The organism is Nocardia sp. GCM10030253 (assembly GCF_042675075.1).
GTDB lineage: Bacteria > Actinomycetota > Actinomycetes > Mycobacteriales > Mycobacteriaceae > Nocardia.
On the sequence record NZ_JBHTDL010000006.1, the window covers coordinates 584416 to 599112 of the forward strand.

The 14697-nt window shown below is 65.8% G+C and carries 14 protein-coding genes; 7 read left to right on the forward strand and 7 right to left on the reverse strand.

The features are described from left to right. Positions 1-9 precede the first annotated feature (9 nt). The 4 genes from ACFQZZ_RS15060 to ACFQZZ_RS15075 all read left to right on the forward strand — a co-directional run bounded on the left by ACFQZZ_RS15060 (position 10) and on the right by ACFQZZ_RS15075 (position 3083). Positions 10-399 carry a hypothetical protein gene (locus tag ACFQZZ_RS15060; RefSeq protein WP_378679913.1) on the forward strand — a complete coding sequence of 130 codons (390 nt, stop codon included), beginning with the start codon at positions 10-12 and terminating at the stop codon, positions 397-399. 374 nt (positions 400-773) lie between these two features. Next, the gene (locus tag ACFQZZ_RS15065) at positions 774-1865 is read left to right on the forward strand and encodes a DUF6745 domain-containing protein (protein WP_378679916.1); all 1092 of its coding nucleotides are present in this window, start codon (positions 774-776) and stop codon (positions 1863-1865) included. A gap of 20 nt (positions 1866-1885) precedes the next feature. After that, a complete protein-coding gene (locus ACFQZZ_RS15070; protein WP_378679918.1) occupies positions 1886-2341 on the forward strand; it encodes a hypothetical protein in 456 nt (151 codons plus the stop codon). Between the two features lie 127 nt (positions 2342-2468). Then, entirely contained in the window at positions 2469-3083 is a 615-nt protein-coding gene (locus ACFQZZ_RS15075; RefSeq protein ID WP_378679920.1) for an MspA family porin, read from the forward strand. A 580-nt stretch (positions 3084-3663) separates the two neighbouring features. On the opposite strand, the gene ACFQZZ_RS15080 is transcribed toward ACFQZZ_RS15075, so the two are convergent. Together ACFQZZ_RS15080 and ACFQZZ_RS15085 are read right to left on the reverse strand one after the other, a co-directional pair. Next, a complete protein-coding gene (locus ACFQZZ_RS15080; protein ID WP_378679922.1) occupies positions 3664-4344 on the reverse strand; it encodes a TetR/AcrR family transcriptional regulator in 681 nt (226 codons plus the stop codon). Next, a complete protein-coding gene (locus ACFQZZ_RS15085; protein ID WP_378679925.1) occupies positions 4341-6596 on the reverse strand; it encodes an MMPL family transporter in 2256 nt (751 codons plus the stop codon). Before ACFQZZ_RS15085 ends, ACFQZZ_RS15080 begins: the two co-directional genes overlap by 4 nt. Positions 6597-6949: 353 nt before the next feature. On the opposite strand from ACFQZZ_RS15085, the gene ACFQZZ_RS15090 reads away from it, so the two are divergent. After that, positions 6950-8506 carry an AMP-binding protein gene (locus ACFQZZ_RS15090; protein WP_378679928.1) on the forward strand — a complete coding sequence of 519 codons (1557 nt, stop codon included), beginning with the start codon at positions 6950-6952 and terminating at the stop codon, positions 8504-8506. 21 nt (positions 8507-8527) lie between these two features. Here ACFQZZ_RS15090 and ACFQZZ_RS15095 read toward each other — a convergent pair whose 3' ends face one another. Then, positions 8528-9157: a TetR/AcrR family transcriptional regulator gene (locus ACFQZZ_RS15095; RefSeq protein ID WP_378679931.1), complete on the reverse strand. Its 630-nt coding sequence runs from the start codon at positions 9155-9157 to the stop codon at positions 8528-8530. A gap of 70 nt (positions 9158-9227) precedes the next feature. Between ACFQZZ_RS15095 and ACFQZZ_RS15100 the strand changes: the two genes are divergently transcribed. Then, positions 9228-10709 carry a carotenoid oxygenase family protein gene (locus ACFQZZ_RS15100; RefSeq protein ID WP_378679933.1) on the forward strand — a complete coding sequence of 494 codons (1482 nt, stop codon included), beginning with the start codon at positions 9228-9230 and terminating at the stop codon, positions 10707-10709. A gap of 14 nt (positions 10710-10723) precedes the next feature. Here ACFQZZ_RS15100 and ACFQZZ_RS15105 read toward each other — a convergent pair whose 3' ends face one another. Further along, positions 10724-11347: a LysE/ArgO family amino acid transporter gene (locus ACFQZZ_RS15105; RefSeq protein ID WP_378679936.1), complete on the reverse strand. Its 624-nt coding sequence runs from the start codon at positions 11345-11347 to the stop codon at positions 10724-10726. Positions 11348-11418: 71 nt separating this feature from the next. On the opposite strand from ACFQZZ_RS15105, the gene ACFQZZ_RS15110 reads away from it, so the two are divergent. Continuing rightward, positions 11419-12327 carry a LysR family transcriptional regulator ArgP gene (locus ACFQZZ_RS15110; RefSeq protein WP_378679939.1) on the forward strand — a complete coding sequence of 303 codons (909 nt, stop codon included), beginning with the start codon at positions 11419-11421 and terminating at the stop codon, positions 12325-12327. A gap of 137 nt (positions 12328-12464) precedes the next feature. Here the strand turns inward: ACFQZZ_RS15110 and ACFQZZ_RS15115 are convergent, their stop codons facing one another. From ACFQZZ_RS15115 to ACFQZZ_RS15125, 3 genes are all read right to left on the reverse strand, one after another. After that, entirely contained in the window at positions 12465-13271 is an 807-nt protein-coding gene (locus ACFQZZ_RS15115; protein WP_378679942.1) for an N-acetylmuramoyl-L-alanine amidase, read from the reverse strand. Between the two features lie 72 nt (positions 13272-13343). After that, positions 13344-13823, reverse strand: a complete 480-nt coding sequence (locus ACFQZZ_RS15120; RefSeq protein ID WP_378679944.1) for a hypothetical protein — start codon at positions 13821-13823, stop codon at positions 13344-13346. Between the two features lie 26 nt (positions 13824-13849). Then, positions 13850-14659 (reverse strand): DUF6585 family protein, encoded by an 810-nt coding sequence (locus ACFQZZ_RS15125; RefSeq protein WP_378679947.1) that lies wholly within the window; start codon positions 14657-14659, stop codon positions 13850-13852. Positions 14660-14697 lie beyond the last annotated feature (38 nt).

The following is a 14697-nucleotide window of genomic DNA, read 5'->3' on the forward strand; positions in this document are numbered from 1 at the left end:
GTGTCAGCAATGCCGGATAAGCAACCCGACGCGGGAGTCTCGATAAGAGGCGGCCAGGTGGTCGCGGGCAATATCGGCGGTTCCGGCAATACCGGGTCGGTGCACGGCGCGATCAGCTTCGGCGGATCGGATCAGGACAAAATCGCGAGCACGCTCGAACAGCTGCGCGCCGAGCTGGCCGAACTGCGCGCCAGCCTCGCCGCCATCGAAGGATCGGACGCGGAGCCCGGCGATGTCGATGATGTCGTCGAGGCCCTCGACGGGCCGGAGCCGAATATCGAGCAGGCCGCCGGGAGGTGGACCCGGCTGCTGCGCCGGATCCCGGAGTCGCTGCGCGATCTCGACACGGTGTCGAAGATCGTTGGGCTACTCGGCCAACTGCGCGATCTCACCGCCTGACGCCTGGCGAACCGGCGGGTACCCAGACCCCGCCGCGGGTTGAGTTATCCGCTTGTCCTACAAGCAGTTTCGTCCAGTGATCGGACTCGCGATCGTCCGGGTCAGAGGCCATTGTGCGGCCACCGCCGCGATGGCGACGCACCCGGCGACGGTTGCGCTTGCGACGCACCCGTGTCACCATCGGTAACCATGACTACAGGAAAGGCGGACACCGCCGCCGTCAGGTGAGCGCCGTGTCGACTCCGCATGCGGCACAACGCCGCAAATCTTTTCTCGGTAGCAGAATCCCACCATCCGAACGCGTAATTTCGGCAGCTCTGCTGCGTGACGAATGGCTTCGGTATGGGCTTTGCGCCGAACCCTCCGATCGACCGATGGCGGAAGCCGCTGTTACCGAGCTGTATCGGCTCGTCGGCGCGCCCGAACCCGAATTCGTCTGGGTCCCTTCACCATCCGCCGCACTGCACGCCGCAGCGGAACTCGGGCTCGAGCCCGATCCCTGGTCGCCGCGGGCGGCGGACCGGCTGCCACCGTCGGGACGGATCGCGGCCTTGCTGTCCACGTCGCGATATCGCATGGACGAACGCATCGGGCCCGGGCGCGAGCTCTGGAGAGCACAGCTCCACATGGGGCAAATCCGATTCCAGTCGACCGAGGTATCCGTGCGTAGTGGCGTACCCATCGAGGTGATGCTCGATGCGACGGTTCGTGATTCGCTGCGGACCACGTTGTTCGACGGTGTCGCTACCGCGATTCGCACCCTGCTGCCGTACAACGCACGCGACACGTTGGGTGTCCCCTGGTACGGCCAGCAGGAAGCGCATCGCATCGGCTATTACGACGCGTTCCGACGTTCGGGCCTTGCCGTCTTCCGTGGCGACGACCTGGCATTGCTCGATGTGCAATCCGCATTGGCACGGTCCACCGGTTGGTGGTGGGCGGTCGGCCAGGTGTGCGTCATGGCGGAGCGGCCAACCGCCCTGCACACCGAACCGACGCCCAACGGCCGCCACCATGAACGCAGGCTTCATCATTCGGACCTGCCCGCCCTCTGTTTCGTCGACGGCACCGAGGTCTTCGTGCACCACGGGACCATCGTCCCCGAGTGGGTTGTGCTCGACCCCACCGCCGAACGCATCGGCAAGGAACGCAATATCGAGATCCGCCGCTGCGCCATCGAGCGGATCGGCTGGGACGCCTACCTCGAGGAAGCACAGCTGACACTCATCGGCGAGGCCGACGATCCCGGCAATCCCGGCTCGGCACTACAGCTCTACGACTCTCCCCCCGAGTGGGGCCGCAGTGTTCGTGTGCTGCTCGCGGTAAACGGCTCGGTCGAGCGCGACGGTCGACGCCGTCGCTATGGGCTCAATGTCCCGCATTGGATCGACAACCCGGTAGCTGCCGCCGCCTGGACCTATGGACTGAGCGGCGCGCAATACGCGCAGCTCATCCGCCGAACCTGACTATCCCCCAAGGTGATTCCATGACTTTTCCATCGACCACTACGCTCACCCTCGCCGAGCTCACCGCCCGCACCGGGTTGGACGTACTCGACCACCTCGAACGAGAACTGACCACCCCGGTCACCGATGGCATCCAGGCTCAAGGCGACCTGATTGTCATCCCGTTCGCCCTCGTCCAGAACGCCGTCACGCCACTCGGCTACAGCTTCTGGCGCGACGTTCCGGCCGACGGACTGGAGCTGCTGCGCAGCGCGTCGGGCGGCAATCCCCACTCCCTGGTCGCCGACCAGCTGACATGCCGCTGGACCGCCTTCATTCGAGACACCACCGGCCTGGCGATCGGCATGCTCGAGGCATCGGCGTTCGCCTACCTCATCCATCCCGAGCACGGTGCCAGCGCAATAGCTCCGGGCCGCTACGTCATCCGTCGCCAACGCGAACACGGACGCGCACAGAACTACTTGGTCGCCGATTGATCCGGGAGCAGCGACTACCCAGCAATGGGGGCATCTGCCCGATGCCTCGGCGTGTCGGCGCGCCCGTACTATGACATCCGACTGTGACTAGCGGTAAGGGATTTCATTGAAGGGCTCGACTACAGCGATGCTGAGCATCGCTGCGGTGGCGGCGTTCGGCATGACTGCCGCCACCGCAACCGCTGACCAACTAGCTGACAAGTCTCGGTCCATCAGCACCGAAGACGGCTGGGACCTGCAGATCAGCAAGACCGCGGAAGACGTGCAACGCGTGCCCAATCTGGCCGCGACGCCTTTTACCCGTGAGGGGTTCGTCAGCTTGTCGGCCGCCGCCGACATCAGCGGCGAGGGCCGGGCGGCGGTGAACTCGGGGACCGTGCAGCTGGGCTATCAGATCGGTTGCCAAGCCGATGTGACCAATGGTTTGTCCCTCGGGCTGTCGGCGGCGATCGGGCCGAACGCAATGGTGACCGTCGTCCCGCAACCCGGCCTCGCGGTCGGCGGCAGCGCGCTCGTCCTCCCGAACATTTCGGCGACGATCAAGCCCGGCACTATCAGCAGCATCACCCTCGGCACGAAAGCGCTTGCCGGAGTGCATGGTTCGATCTCTGTCGATCAGGTGCAGATCAAGATCGATGCGTGCGCCGGCGCGGTCAGCCTGCGCTCGTTCGCGATCGTCTCGATATCAACGGCTACGGCCGACAATTCGGTCGCGGTCTACGGAGACCCGATATGGCTGTGATTCGAGTGCGTGGGTGGCGCCACTGGATTGCACCGGCAGGTGCGGCTGCTTCGCTCGTCGTTGCCGCGGCAACCGCCTATGCGGAACCGATCGTCCCGGCCGGTCCGGCGGCGGCGTGTGGCGAAGCCCAGACCGCGGCAGCAGGTCCCGCGTGTGACAGCGCCGGTCCGCCACCCGCACGTGGTCCTGCGCCGCAGGCGCCACCGCTGCCACTGCACATCCTGGCTCCCCCGCCCGCAAAAGCTGCGCCCAGCGCGAATACGCCTGCTGGCGCACTCGTTCCACCCGCACCAGGTCCGGGCAGCAACACACCGATCGTTCCCGCCCGGTAGTCGGAGGCTCTGAAACACCTCGCCCTGCGATGTGCGTATCCGGCGAGCCGAACACGCACATCGCGCTGCAGGGCCATCGACGACGCGCCAGTTGATTGCTGGATGGCTGTCCGACCGGCGGGCAAGACTGAGCGGATGGCGGACCACGCCATCGCGACGACCGCTGCCGATACGGGCCGAGCGGCGCGGCAGCGCGTCCCTCGCGGCGATCGAATCGGGCGGGTGTCAGTGGCCGACTGACGGCGTGATCAGCGACGCTGACGCTGTTCGGCCACCCACTGGGTGACGTCCGCTGGTGTCGCGTCCTCGCCGAGGACGTTGTCGATAACGACGCGACCGACGCAGGCCGCGCGGAGCACTCGGTCCGCGACGGTCTCCAGATCACCCCATGGCAGGTACGGTTTCGCGATCAGCAGTGAGGCGACGCCGTGCGCGCTCGCCCACAACTCCAGCACCACTGGAATAGGGTCGCCCGGTTCGATCAGCCCGGCGGCCATACAATCGCTCACCGCGGCGGCGAAATGCGTGAAGGCGCCGCTGCCGAGCACCTGATCGACCGCACCGGCGTTCTCACCTGGGGCGGTGGCCAGCCGGTACTGCTCGGGGTGCTCGATGGCGAACCGGACGTAGGCAAGGCCCTGGTTGCGCAGGCGTTCCATCGGCGAGTCCGCGGGATCGCCCGCGGCGCGCATCACCGCCTCCAGGTCCTCGAAGACCTGCGCCACCACGGCCCCGATGAGTTGATCCTTGTCCGAGAAGTGCCGATAGATCGAGGGTGCGCTGACACCGACGATCTTGCCGACTTCGCGGATCGACACCGCCTCGACACTGCCGGTGCGCGCCAGCAATTCCTTGGTGGCGGTGAGGATTTCGGCACGCAGCTCCTGTCCGGAGCCGCGTGCCGATCGTTGCCTGCGGGTAAAGTTCATCGGCGGCCCGCTAGTGCGGTCCTGTCGGACTCGGGGACAGCGGACTCTTCGCTCAGCCCGATCTTGGCGTGCAGCCGAACCAGCGGGGCGGGCGCCCACCAGTTCGCGGTTCCGAGCAGCTTCATCAGCGCGGGCGCGAGCAGGCCACGGATCAGTGTCGCGTCCGCGAGCACCGTCAAAGTCAGCCCGAGGCCTGTCATTTGGATGAACGATACCTTCGAGGTGACCATGGCCGCCATCACGATGGCCATCAATACCGCTGCGGCGGTGAAGATTCGGCCGGTTCGCGCGACGCCGATCGCGACCGATCGCACGTTGTCGGCCGCGGTGCGGCCCGAAGCAAGCCATTCCTCACGGATACGCGACAGCAGGAAAACCTCGTAATCCATGGACATCCCGAAGGCCAAGCAGAACATCAGGATCGGCATCGTCGGTACCAGATATCCCGTCGCGGAGCTCCCGAGCAGGCTCGACAGGTGCCCCTCCTGGAAGATCCAGACCATCGCGCCGAATGCCGCTGTCAGCGAAAGCGTATTGAGGACAAGCGCTTTCAGTGGCAGCAGGATACTTCCGGTGAACAGGAACAGGACAACGAAGGTGGTGAGCACGATCAACGCGCCGGCCAGCGGGAGTCGAGCGCCGAGCGCGTCGAGCGCGTCGACATTGACCGCCGCGGCGCCGCCGAAGAGCGCGGGCGCCGGACTCGGGACGGCGCGCAGCTGCGCCAATTGCGCCTTGCCCGCGGAGTTGAAGGGGTCGACCGTCGTTGCGACAGTGAGGAATGCGCCGGTGTCGTTCGACATCGTCGGCGGGCCGGCCGATACCTTCATGCCGCCCGCGTACACGCCGGCGCCGGAGAGGACACCGGCCACACCCTCCACCTTGGACAGTCCGGCGGCATAGTCGCCGATCGCGGCGGGGCTGCCGCGGTATCCGTCCAGCACGATGGTGGTGTTGGTGGCCGCATTGGCATTGAAGTCATTGCGCAGCGCGTCGCCGACCTCGCGACTGGTCGCGGACGCGTTGGCATTGAGTACTCGATCATCCGGGTAGCCGAATTTCACCGAAAGGAACGGGAACCCGACCGCGAGCAGCAGCACGATGATCGCGATGGCGACCGGGGCGGCATGGCGCATCACCCGGGTCACCACCCGGTACCAGAACGTCTCCTCGGGTGCGAGCTCGGCACGCGGAGTCCGGCCGAGTAGGCGCCCCAACGGCTTTCGGAGATCGCCCGCGTTGACCCGCTGTCCGAGCAGCATCAAGGCGGCGGGCAGGATCAGGATCGAGGCAGCCGCGGCCGCGGCGACGACCGCGACGCCCGCGTAGGCAAAGGATTTCAGGAAGTACAGGTCGAACACACCGAGCGCCGCCACCGACAGCGCGACGGTCACCGCTGAGTAGAGCACCGTGCGGCCCGCGGTCTGCACCGCGCGGACCACCGCCGCTTCCACCTCCATGCCATTGGCCAGTTCCTCGCGGTAGCGGCTCACGATGAACAGGCTGTAGTCGATCGCGAGGGCCAGACCAAGTGCCGTCGTCATGTTCAGCGCGAAGATCGACACATCGGTGAATACCGTCAGCGTGCGCAAGATCGCCAGCGTGGTGAGGATCGCGAAGATGCCGACCGCCAGCGGCAGCAGCGCGGCGACCAGGCTGCCGAACACCAGCACCAGCACGATGAACGACAGCGGAATCGCCACACCCTCGGCGACCGCGAGATCGTGGGTGATCTGCTGGTTCACATCGTGGTAGACGGAGCTGAGGCCGCCCTGATCGACGGTGACGCCATCGGTGGTCCCGGTGAGCTGCTCGGAGATTTCGCCTGCCACCTTCTGGGCAGCGGTCTCGTCACCGGTGATGTAGCCGAGCACCAATGCGCTCTTGCCGTCCTTGCTGCGCAGCGCGGAGGCGAGCGGCGGTGGCGCGTTCCAATAGGACTGGACCCCGATCACGTCACCGCGGGCGCGCAGGGAGTCGACCAGCCTGGCGCCCGCAGCGCGGGCGGCCGGGCTGTCGGCGCCCGCTTCGGTGCGGACCAGCAGGATCATATTGGGTTCGGCGCCGCCGAAATTGTCGGCGATCAGCCGCAATACCTGCGTCGATTCGGCGTTGTCGGAAACGAAGCCGCCCGTCTTCATGTGCGAGGTCACCGAGGCGCCGAATACCCCGCAGAGCACCGCGAGCAGCGCGGCGGCGAGCAGTATCGTGCGCGGATGCCGGGTGGCCGTGTGGGCGATCCGAATGAGCATGAGTAACTCCCCTTGTTCGACCACCCGAAGCAATAACAGAGTTAGCGTAACGCCGTTAACTCAGAACGAACAGAGTCGCTCAGCAACAATTCAGTGACACACATCACGCCCCAGCCGGACACGGCACCCGTCGGCGCGTCCGAGTCGACCGGTCGGATCAGGCAGGCCGGGAAGCGCGGCAGACCGTGCGGCAGCCGAAACCAGTACAGCGCGCCTCCCGACCGGTGCGGTCGCAGCCGCACGGGCGTCTGTCGTGCTGGAGCCCTTGGCTTTCCGCCGCATCACGCCCGCGCGTAGACCACGCCGGTCCTGACCTGCCCGTCCCACCGAATCCGCATGGCAGACTGCGGTTTATGAACGACGCTTCGGCCGGTTCAACAATCCCCACCATCAGCTGCGGCACTCGGACACGGGACCAACCGGAGTCGCATCGGCGCGCCGGGCGGCTCGCGGCAGCGCTCGCCGCCGCCGAGGTCGCCCGCGGTGACCGCATTGCGGTCATGCTGCGCAACGACATCGAGTTCCTCGAAGTCTCGCTGGCCATCGCCACCTGTGGGGCGAATCCCGTGCCCATCAATACTCGGTGGCAGGCCCGCGAGGTCGCGCATGTGCTCGCAGACAGCGGAGCTCGCCTGATCATCGCCCACACCGAGTTCGTCACCATCATCGAAGACTCCCTTGCCGAGGCCGGTGTCGACCCGCAGGTCGTCGAAGTGGCCATGCCTGCCGAACTTCTCGACGAAGCCGGGCTCGACCGAGCGCACGCGGAGCTCACGCACCGGCACCCCACCCTCGAGGAATGGATCCGGGCCCAGCCGGACCCGCTCGGCCATCTCGACGGTGCCATCGCGGATTCGATGGGCCTCATCTACACCTCCGGCACCACCGGGACACCGAAAGGTGTACTCCGCGAACGCATGACACCGCATCAACTGCTGTCCATAGCGGGCGGCACCGCGCCGCGCATGGGTCTCGCGCCCGGCGGGCAGATGCTGGTTGCCGGACCGATGTATCACACCAGCCCCAATGCGATCGCCGTGCTCGCGCTGCGCATGGGCACCAACATCACGATCATGCCCCGCTGGCACGCCGAGCGGTTCCTCCAACTCGTCGACCGGCGCCGCATCACCCAGGCCAAAGTGGTGCCGACGATGCTGTCCAGGCTGCTTTCGCTGCCCGCCGAGGTACGCCACCGCTACGACGTTTCCAGCCTCACCCACCTCATCCATTCCGCCGCGCCGTGCCCGCCGGCCGTCAAACGTGCGGCGATCGACTGGTTCGGCGATGCCCTGATCGAGTTCTACGGCTGCACCGAGGCAGGCACCATCACCTGGATCACCGCCGCCGAATGGCTCGAACATCCCGGCAGCGTCGGCCGCGGCGTCGACGGGTCCGGTGTGGTCGTCGCCACCGAAGACGGGAATCCGCTCCCCGCAGGCGAAATCGGGCAGGTGTTCGTCCGCGGGGCCGACTACTGGCCAAGCTTCACCTACCTCAATCGCGGCGATGCCCTGACCGGCCCCGTGCCCGACTACCTCACCGTCGGCGACACCGGCTACCTCGACAACGACGGCTATCTCTACCTGACCGGGCGGTCCAGCGAGATCATCATCTCCGGCGGAGTCAATATCTACCCCGCCGAAATCGAGGCCGCCATCATGACCAACGACGACGTCGAAGATGTTGCCGTCTTCGGCATTCCGCACACCGGTGACCTCGGCGAAGCCGTCGCGGCCCATGTCGTTGCCCGACCCGGCGGCGCCCTCAGCGAAGAAAGTGTCCGAGCAGGCTTGGCCGGACAGCTTGCCGACTACAAAATCCCCACCACCCTGCGCATCGTCACTTCGCTGCCGCGCGACGACTCCGGCAAGATCTACAAGCGACAGTTACAGCAGACGTACCCGGCTTGACCTCCCCGACAGCGCAGTCCGCTATTCAGCGGGCACGCGGAGAACGGCGACGCACAGCCGCGCGCATTCGGCGGCGAGTGCCGCGGAGGTCATGTCGACCCGACCGTCGAGCCAGCCTTCGATGAGTTGATTCACCCCACCGGTGATGAATAACGCCGCCCGGCGCAGCCCGTCCGGGTCGGGTTGTCCACCGAGCGCGTCGGGCGCGTATTGAACGACCAGTTCGGCGATCATGCCGAGCACCTCGTGTCGCCGTTCGGCCAAGCCGTCCACTCCGACGGGGTCGCTGGAGACGATCCGGAGGATGTTCGGATCGCTCGCGACCGCATCGAGGAAAGCACGCAGGGCGCTTTCCAATTGGTCGGTGGCGCTGCCCTCGGCGGCGACACCGGCCTGCACCATCGTCGCGAGCAGTTGGTCGCGGACCTCGTCGGCGATGGCGAGCACCAGCTCCGTACGGTTGGCGAAGTGCTCGTAGAAGTAGCGGTCGGTGAGCCCGGCCGCCTTGCATACGCCGCGCACCGTCACCGCGGTCAGCCCGGATTCGCCCCACATGCTCCTGCCGACGGTCAGCAGGCGAACCCGGCGCTCGGCTCTCCGGTCCGCGGCGCTGACACCGCCGTAGCCGCGCACCGCGCCAGACCTCGTCATTGACGGAATCTTAGAGCACCGTCTAAATTGGATGACAGCCGTCTTCAGAATGCGGGTTCAAGGGAGAATCATGGCCATCGACGAAGTGACAATGCCAGCAGCCGACCTGTATCGGCGGGCCTACGCGCCGCTGACCGACGAACTCGACTACCGCGTCGAACAGCTCGACGGCACCCTCCCCGCCGAGCTGACCGGCACCCTCTACCGAATCGGCCCCGGGCGGCACCAGGTCGGAAAAACATTGCTGCACAGCATCTTCGATGGCGACGGCATGGTCTCCCAGTTCGTGCTCGACGGTACATCGGTGCACTACCGCAACAGGTACGTCCGCACCCGGCATTTCGAGCACGGCCAGGCCTCCGATCGAATTCGCTATCGCGGTGTCGGCGGCCAGATCCCGGGTGGGCCGCTGGCGAATATCGGTAGGCTGCCCGCCAACGTCGCCAACACCAATATCGTCGATTGCGCGGGCGGGCTGCTGGCATTGTGGGAGCTGGGGAATCCACACCGGATCGACCCCGACAGCTTGGAGACGTTGGGGCCCTACGACTTCGGCGGCAGACTGGGATTTCTCGGAGCGTTCTCCGCGCACCCGAAATGGGATCCGGTGACTGGCGATATGTACAACTTCGGCCTCGACCTGCTGCCGACTCCGCGGATTCGCACCTACCGGGTGGACCGCGGCGGCAGACTGCACCGACTCGCCTCGGTGCCGATGCTCGACCTGCCATGGAACCACGACTTCGCCCTCACCCAGCGGTATCTGGTGTTCGTGCTCGACCCGTTGCTGCCGGAAATCGGCAAGATCGCCATGGCCACCCACTCCTTCATCGACTCTTTGCAGTTCAAACGGTCCAAGGGCACTCGATTCCTGCTGGTGCCGAAAGCAGGTGGTAAGCCGCGCATCATCGAGCACGAGGCCCTGCTGCACGTCCATCTGACCAACGCTTATGACGACGGTGACGATGTCGTCGTCGAGCTGGTGCGTTTCGATACCGAGTGGAGCGAGTTCCGCCGGATGACCGGCACCGTCAACATCGACTCACCCGACGTTCCACAGTTCCCGACATCGCGTCTCATGCAGTATCGAATCACCCAGGCGGGCACCGTGATCGAACGTGAACTCACCGACATCTCCGGCGAGTTCCCCCAATACGACTGGCGGCGTTCGACCCGCCGACACCGCTACAGCTACCTCGCCGCCAAGAGCCCGCACGCACCGAGCCTGCTCGACTCCATCGTGAAGGTGGACCACGCGAACGGCGCCACCACCCGCTGCGACTTCGGGATAAGTTCGGTCGGCGAACCACTGTTCGTGCCCCGATCCCCCGACGCCGCCGAAGACGACGGTTGGCTGCTCTTCCTCAACCACGCTCTCGTCGAAAACCGTTCTCAGTTGGTGATTCTCGACGCCCGCGATCTCGAGCGCGGTCCATTGGCCACGGCGTGGCTCGAGCACCACGTGCCGTGGGGCTTTCACGGCACCTTCACCCGCCGGATCGCTGCGGCGGGGTCCCCGATTCCGCAACCGGACGACCTACCCGGTCGGTAGGCGTAGCGCCGGGATCAACCGGTGAGCACCAACCCCAAGGCCAGGCCGAACATCACCAGCGCGATCACCGAATCCAAGATTTTCCAGGCGATAGGACGGGCGAACAGCGGGCCGAGCAGTCGGGCGCCGTAGCCGAGGGCGGTGAACCAGATGACGCTGCCGAGCATCGCGCCGACACCGAGGAACCAGCGGTCCGGGGTGGCGTAGGTGCTGGCAAAGGAGCCGAGCAGCACCACGGTGTCCAGATAGACATGCGGGTTGAGCCAGGTCAGCGCCATGCAGGTCGCGATGGTGGCGCCGAGCGCGACCGAAGCGCCAGTGGATGCCGCATCGAGCGCTCCGTTCGACAGTGCCCTGCGCGCCGCGAGTACACCGTATCCGGCCAGGAAGGCGGCGCCGCCGTAGCGCGCGATCACCACCACCGCGGGAACAGAGGTGACGACAATCCCGAAGCCGCCGATACCCGCGGCGATCAGCAGTACATCCGACACCGCACACACCGCGACCACGGCGAAAACATGTTGGCCGCGCAGCCCTTGTCGCAGTACGAAGGCATTCTGCGCGCCGATCGCCACGATGAGCGACAGCCCGAAACCCAGACCCGAAATGGCTGCGAGAGCCGCCGATGATGCCGTCACGTCCGCCGACGTTAGGCGGGTAACCAACACAAGACCAGCTAAAGATTCTCATGTACCTTTACGATTTCTTAATGGATCTACAGCTCGACCAACTCCGCGCGCTCAACGCGGCGGTCACCGAAGGCACCTTCGAGGCGGCCGCGCGCAGCCTGCGGGTCACACCCTCGGCGATCAGCCAGCGGATCAAGGCGCTCGAGGATGCGGCGGGCCGAATTCTGCTGCAGCGCACAAAACCCGTGCGCGCCACCGAATCCGGGCTGGCGGTACTGCGGCTGGCCCGGCAGATCGATCTGCTCGCCGGGGATGCGGGTCGGGAGTTGGGTGATACCGCCCAGGATGCTGGTGAATCAGACCGGCCCGCAGCCCGACCGGTCCGGGTCCCCATCGCGGTCAACGCCGATTCGCTGGAGAGTTGGGTCATGCCCGCGTTGTCCAGGGTCCCGTCCGGGGTGTGCTTCGAGATCCACCGCGAAGACGAGGAACACACCACCCGGCTGCTGCGTGACGGCACGGTCATGGCGGCGATCACCTCCACCGCCGCACCGGTGCAGGGTTGCAAAGTCGACAAGCTCGGCGCTATGCGATACCGCCCGATGGCCAGTCCGGAGTTCGCGCAGACCTGGTTCGGCGACGGGGCCACCGCCAAGGCCTACGCGGCGGCCCCGGTCGTGCTGTTCGATCGCAAAGACGACCTACAAGACCGGCAGCTACGGCGCCGCAGTCGACAGCCGCTCGACCCGCCACGCCACTATGTTCCGTCGTCGGCTGGTTTCGCCGAAGCGGTCCGGCTCGGGCTCGGTTGGGGGATGCTGCCGGACTTGCAGGTCAGTGCTGATGAGGCCGCGGGTCGCTTGGTGACGATCGATGGCGATGCCTTCATCGATGTGCCGTTGTACTGGCAGCAGTGGCGGCTCGACTCCCCCGCGCTCAGCGGTACAGCCGCGGCGATCGCCGCGGCGGCCGCTACGGCGTTGCGCTGATCGGTATCGCTGCCGCGATTGCCGGGTCCGCCGCTGCAGCGCTGCGCTGACCGCTATCACCGGCGGCTATCGCCGCAGCCGTTGCACTGCCATGGGAGAGCTTGCACGCCAGTGTGATTCAGCTGGAGTTGGCGGCATCAACCGAGATACGTGGCTATCGCAACGGCGATGGCTTCGGCAAATTTCGCTCGCCCATCGGGCGATGCCAGCAGCGCGGCGTCGCCGGGATCACGCATATTTCCGCACTCCACCAGCGCCGTCGGGCGTTCCGAGAAGTTGAGGCCTGCCAGGTCCGCACGGGGATTCAGCCCGTCGGAGCCGACATAGGTCGAGGTGACGAAGCCGAACCCCGCCATGGTGTCGCGCAACGTCGTTGCCAGCCGAATCGACGGTTCACCCTGGGCGGGGTTCAGCGGCGGCGAGGAGTAGGCGACATGGAAGCCGTGTGCGCCAGGGGCGGCGCCATCCGCGTGAATCGACACGACAGCCGCTGCTCCACTGCGGTTTCCGATAGCGGCGCGTTCGTCGATGCACGGCCCGATACCGGCATCGTCGGGCCGGGTCATCACAACACGAATACCGCGGGCGATGAGCGCATCACGCACCAATGTCGCTACATCCCAGTTGAATTCGTGTTCTGTGTACCCATCGTTCGCCGAAGTCCCTGTCGTGTTGCACGGCTTGGTTCTGCCCCTGCCATCCGGGACCGGCTGATTGATCACCTCAGGATGCGCGGCATTGCCACCGTTGTGACCAGGATCCAGCACCACAACACGGTCGTCGGCGATGGGAACCGCCGAGGACGACGAAGAACCGGTCGGCTCCGGCACTCCGCTGGATGCCCGCTTGCTCGGCTGCGAACTCACCGAATCATGCGCACATCCGCCGAGCACCATGCCCCATGCGCAGATCCCGGCAGCGACCTTCCAGTATCGATGTCCCACGACGCCACAGTGCCACAAATAGTGGGGTCGAGCCGGACCGTGCCGATCGCATTCGACGTCCTCGGCCGTCCCCTATTCCGCCGTTTCTGTGAATGCTTTCTTGGCACGCTCGTAGTAGTGCTGGGCCGCGATGGTTTCGGGGTGCCACGGCCCGAACAGCTCCGTACGGCCGCGAACCGCTTCGGCAGCGTGCGTGACGGCCTCGCGATCGCCCGCCTCGTACAGCACATACGACAGTTGCAGATACCAGCTGTACAACACGGCACGTTGTTTCTCGACGTGCAGATTGTCCAGTCGCAGCTCGTCCATGGGCGCCAGCCGAGAGATCATTGCCCGAGCGATCTCCGCCGCCTCGCTGTATCGGCCCGCCGCGCGGTGCTGAGCGAACCGGTGCACACGAGACATCTGACGCCCCCCACGCACCAGCTTGATCACGATCGCCGCGACGACCGCCAGTCCGAAGAGCAGGAAGGGGTTCATACCGGCGACGAAGCCGATAATCAGGATCGCCAATATCGACGCGGCGACCAGGAGAGAAAGAAGTTCGCGCATGAGCGTGTCCTGTCTCTGTCCGCGATTCAGCCGCGCGACGCGAGCAGCATGGTCTGGGCCAGCGCCACAAACACATGCACGTTAGGGACCTTCCTGATCCATTCCTTGGTCTGCCGTCGCTTGCGGCGGCGCCACACACCGACCTGGCCGTTCGCCATATGAATGGCATCGACTTCGCTCCACGGCACGAGGCCCTTCCGGTCGGTAATCCCGTGCGTGTCGATCCTGAACCGCCCGAAGTCAACCGGCTCGCCCCCGGACACTGCCTCCGCCGCGACCGGCAACTGGGCATGAGTGACTGCGTTTTCGATGTGCCCGCCGAGCTTCTCGATGTCCCAATACATATTGTGGTTCACCACCAACGACTGACCATCGGGTCGGCGTAACGTGAATTTGTAATCGACCCACATCGTCTGCCCGCCACGAACCGTTCGGGAGATGTCCCGATACACCGCGATCGTTGGCCACTGAAATATTCGGACGCGTCCAGCCCTACTGCGGTGCACGAGCCCGGAATCGAAAAGGTAGACCTTGTCGCCGACCGCCATCAGTGCCCGCGCAATCACGCACATATAGACTGCGGTGACGACCAGTAGGCTGCCGAAAAGCAGAATAAGGTACACATTTCCGTCCCGGAGGGAATAACGCAGAAATGCTGCCATCACAAACACGTACAAACCGAAACAGATAACCTTGAACGCGGTCGCGAGACCACGACTGATCCCTGCTCGGTATTCGATGTACCGCGAGCCCAATCCCGCCTTTGCCGCAGCACGCTGGACCTCATCAGGTGCCTTATCGACCTCGAGCCAGGTCGTGGCACGATCCTTACCCATATCAAACCCTCCCCAGCCGCCGCACGGTGTGGCGGCTG

Excerpts from the sequence above, each read along its gene's own strand:
- ACFQZZ_RS15060 (WP_378679913.1), top strand. The coding sequence starts at position 10 with ATGCCGGATAAGCAACCCGACGCGGGAGTCTCGATAAGAGGCGGCCAG.
- ACFQZZ_RS15065 (WP_378679916.1), top strand. The coding sequence starts at position 774 with ATGGCGGAAGCCGCTGTTACCGAGCTGTATCGGCTCGTCGGCGCGCCC.
- ACFQZZ_RS15070 (WP_378679918.1), top strand. The coding sequence starts at position 1,886 with ATGACTTTTCCATCGACCACTACGCTCACCCTCGCCGAGCTCACCGCC.
- ACFQZZ_RS15075 (WP_378679920.1), top strand. The coding sequence starts at position 2,469 with ATGCTGAGCATCGCTGCGGTGGCGGCGTTCGGCATGACTGCCGCCACC.
- ACFQZZ_RS15080 (WP_378679922.1), bottom strand. The coding sequence starts at position 4,344 with ATGAACTTTACCCGCAGGCAACGATCGGCACGCGGCTCCGGACAGGAG.
- ACFQZZ_RS15085 (WP_378679925.1), bottom strand. The coding sequence starts at position 6,596 with ATGCTCATTCGGATCGCCCACACGGCCACCCGGCATCCGCGCACGATA.
- ACFQZZ_RS15090 (WP_378679928.1), top strand. The coding sequence starts at position 6,950 with ATGAACGACGCTTCGGCCGGTTCAACAATCCCCACCATCAGCTGCGGC.
- ACFQZZ_RS15095 (WP_378679931.1), bottom strand. The coding sequence starts at position 9,157 with ATGACGAGGTCTGGCGCGGTGCGCGGCTACGGCGGTGTCAGCGCCGCG.
- ACFQZZ_RS15100 (WP_378679933.1), top strand. The coding sequence starts at position 9,228 with ATGGCCATCGACGAAGTGACAATGCCAGCAGCCGACCTGTATCGGCGG.
- ACFQZZ_RS15110 (WP_378679939.1), top strand. The coding sequence starts at position 11,419 with ATGGATCTACAGCTCGACCAACTCCGCGCGCTCAACGCGGCGGTCACC.
- ACFQZZ_RS15120 (WP_378679944.1), bottom strand. The coding sequence starts at position 13,823 with ATGCGCGAACTTCTTTCTCTCCTGGTCGCCGCGTCGATATTGGCGATC.
- ACFQZZ_RS15125 (WP_378679947.1), bottom strand. The coding sequence starts at position 14,659 with ATGGGTAAGGATCGTGCCACGACCTGGCTCGAGGTCGATAAGGCACCT.